At 68.7% G+C, this 2,068-nt stretch carries 2 protein-coding genes; one reads left to right on the forward strand and one right to left on the reverse strand.

Annotation, left to right across the window (positions count from 1 at the left end; translation table 11 throughout):
• Nucleotides 1-120 precede the first annotated feature (120 nt).
• Nucleotides 121-555 carry a ribosome silencing factor gene (gene rsfS / locus RT567_RS16205; protein ID WP_313577234.1) on the reverse strand — a complete coding sequence of 145 codons (435 nt, stop codon included), beginning with the start codon at nt 553-555 and terminating at the stop codon, nt 121-123.
• 229 nt (nt 556-784) lie between these two features.
• On the opposite strand from rsfS, the gene RT567_RS16210 reads away from it, so the two are divergent.
• On the forward strand, nt 785-1,978 hold the full coding sequence (locus tag RT567_RS16210; RefSeq protein WP_313577235.1) for an acyltransferase: 1,194 nt from the start codon (nt 785-787) through the stop codon (nt 1,976-1,978).
• The last annotated feature ends 90 nt before the right edge of the window (nt 1,979-2,068 follow it).

A 2,068-nucleotide genomic window follows, 5' to 3' on the forward strand; every position in this document is an offset into this window, starting at 1 on the left:
AGGGGCCCCAGGCCCAGGGGCCGCCCCGAAAGGGTGGCCCGCCGGGCGTAGTCGTCGGCCAGGGCGGCCTCGGGACCGCGGCCCGGCTTGCCGATGGCCGCGATCGCCAGCTTCATGCAGTCAGTCCCGAGCGGGGCCGCCGCGGTGGGCGCTGTCGACCGCCCAGATCTTTTCGATGTTGTAGAAGGTGCGCACTTCCGGACGGAACAGGTGGACGATGACGTCGCCTGCATCCAGCAGCACCCAGTCGCAATGCGGCAGGCCCTCGACCTTCACCTTGCCCAGCCCCTGCTCCTTGAACAGGCGCAGCAGGTGGTCGGCGACAGCGCCGACGTGGCGGTGCGAGCGACCCGAAGCCACGATCATGGCGTCGGTCATCGGGCTCTTGCCGCGCAGGTCGATCAGGACGATGTCCTGAGCCTTGTCGTCGTCGAGTTTGGCGAGGATGGCCTGCTCCAGCGCGGTCGCGCCGACCGGCAGAGGCTGGCGCTCGTCGCTACTGGGGCCGTCCTCGGCCTGACCGTCTTCGGAATGGACGGAATCCATCAAGTCCATTTCGTGCGCCGCGTTCGAAACGGCGTCTTGCGCATCATGCGCGGTCGAGGGGGTCAGCGGAGGGCTCCGAGGCGATTACTAAAAGCCGATGATAGCACGCCTCGTGCAAAACGTCACCCACGCCAGGGACAAGCGCCCCAGCGCCTCCCTTTCAGCCAGCCTCCGGCGAGGGGTACGCCGTAAAACTGCGTAGATGGATCATGAGCCAGGCTCGTGGAGGGGCGCTGCCGTGACCAGGAATGAAGCCGTCGCCAGAACTGCGCCTGCGCGCGAAAGCGAGGCGGCCGGGGCGTCAGACCGTGCGCCGCCCCACCCCTTCCCCCCGGTGATGGAGCCGCTGACCAGCGTCCGCTTCCTGCTGGCGCTGGGGGTGGTGCTTTTCCACTATCAGCTGATGTGGACCCTGCCGCCCGAGGCCGCCGGCCTGCTGAACCGGGCGCGTCTGGGGGTCGACGTCTTCTTCATCCTGTCGGGTTTCATCCTCGCCCACGTCTATCTGCAGGGCGAAGGGCCGCCGGACTATCGGCGCTTCATCGTCGCGCGGTTCGCCCGCATCTATCCGGCCCACGCCGCCATCATGCTGGGGATGCTGGTCATGGTGCTGGGCGCGGGCCTGGTCGGCGTCGGCCTGGAGCCCGGCCGCTTCAACGCGCCCGACTTCATCCAGTCCATGCTGCTGACCCAGGCCTGGTTTCCGCGCTCCACCATGGTGCTGTGGAACGGCCCCGCCTGGTCCTTGTCCGCCGAGTGGTTCGCCTATCTGATCTTCCCCGTCTACGCTTGGATCGCCTTGCGCCTGAGGGATCGGCCTGTCGTCCTGGTCGCCCTGTCGATCGCGCTGTTCGCGGTGCTGGACGCCGGCTACCGCATGGCCTTCGGCGTCATCCTGCCGCGCGCCGAAGACAATCTGGGCGTTCTGAGAATCCTGCCCGAATTCCTGTTCGGCATCGGCCTCTACTTCCTGGGCCAGCGCCTGCGCCTCAGCCCCAGGGCCGCGATCGGCGCCGTGGTCGTCGCCAGCCTGGCCATGCTGGCCGCCATGCAGGCCTCGCTGGATGACCGGCTGATCGTGGCCCTGGCCGGGCCGTTGATCCTCAGCCTGGCCCTACTGGCCAAGTCCGGGACGCGCACCTTCCTGTCGAACCCCGTCTGGTTGTTCGCGGGCGAGGCCTCCTACGCCCTCTATCTGGTCCACATTCCGCTGGTGATGGTCTGGCGCAATGCGATGCAGGCGCTGCTGGGCCTGGACGGCGACTACCGCATGAGCCCCCTCGAACTGGCCGCCTTGCTGACTCTCACCCTCGCCGCCGCCGCCGTGATCCACATCGCTGTCGAGCAGCCCGGTCGCAGGCTCCTGCGTCGCTGGCTCAACCGTCCCGGCGCGCGCGCCGGCGCACCGCTCACCCAAGGAGAAACCGGATGAACCGCCTCTTCACGCCCGCCGTCGCCGCCCTGGCGCTCTTCATGGCCGCCCAGGCCCCTGCCGCCGCGGCGCATGATCCCGCCTCAAGCG

This window comes from Brevundimonas sp., assembly GCF_032107865.1.
Lineage (GTDB): Bacteria > Pseudomonadota > Alphaproteobacteria > Caulobacterales > Caulobacteraceae > Brevundimonas.

Excerpts from the sequence above, each read along its gene's own strand:
- rsfS (WP_313577234.1), bottom strand. The coding sequence starts at position 555 with ATGGACTTGATGGATTCCGTCCATTCCGAAGACGGTCAGGCCGAGGAC.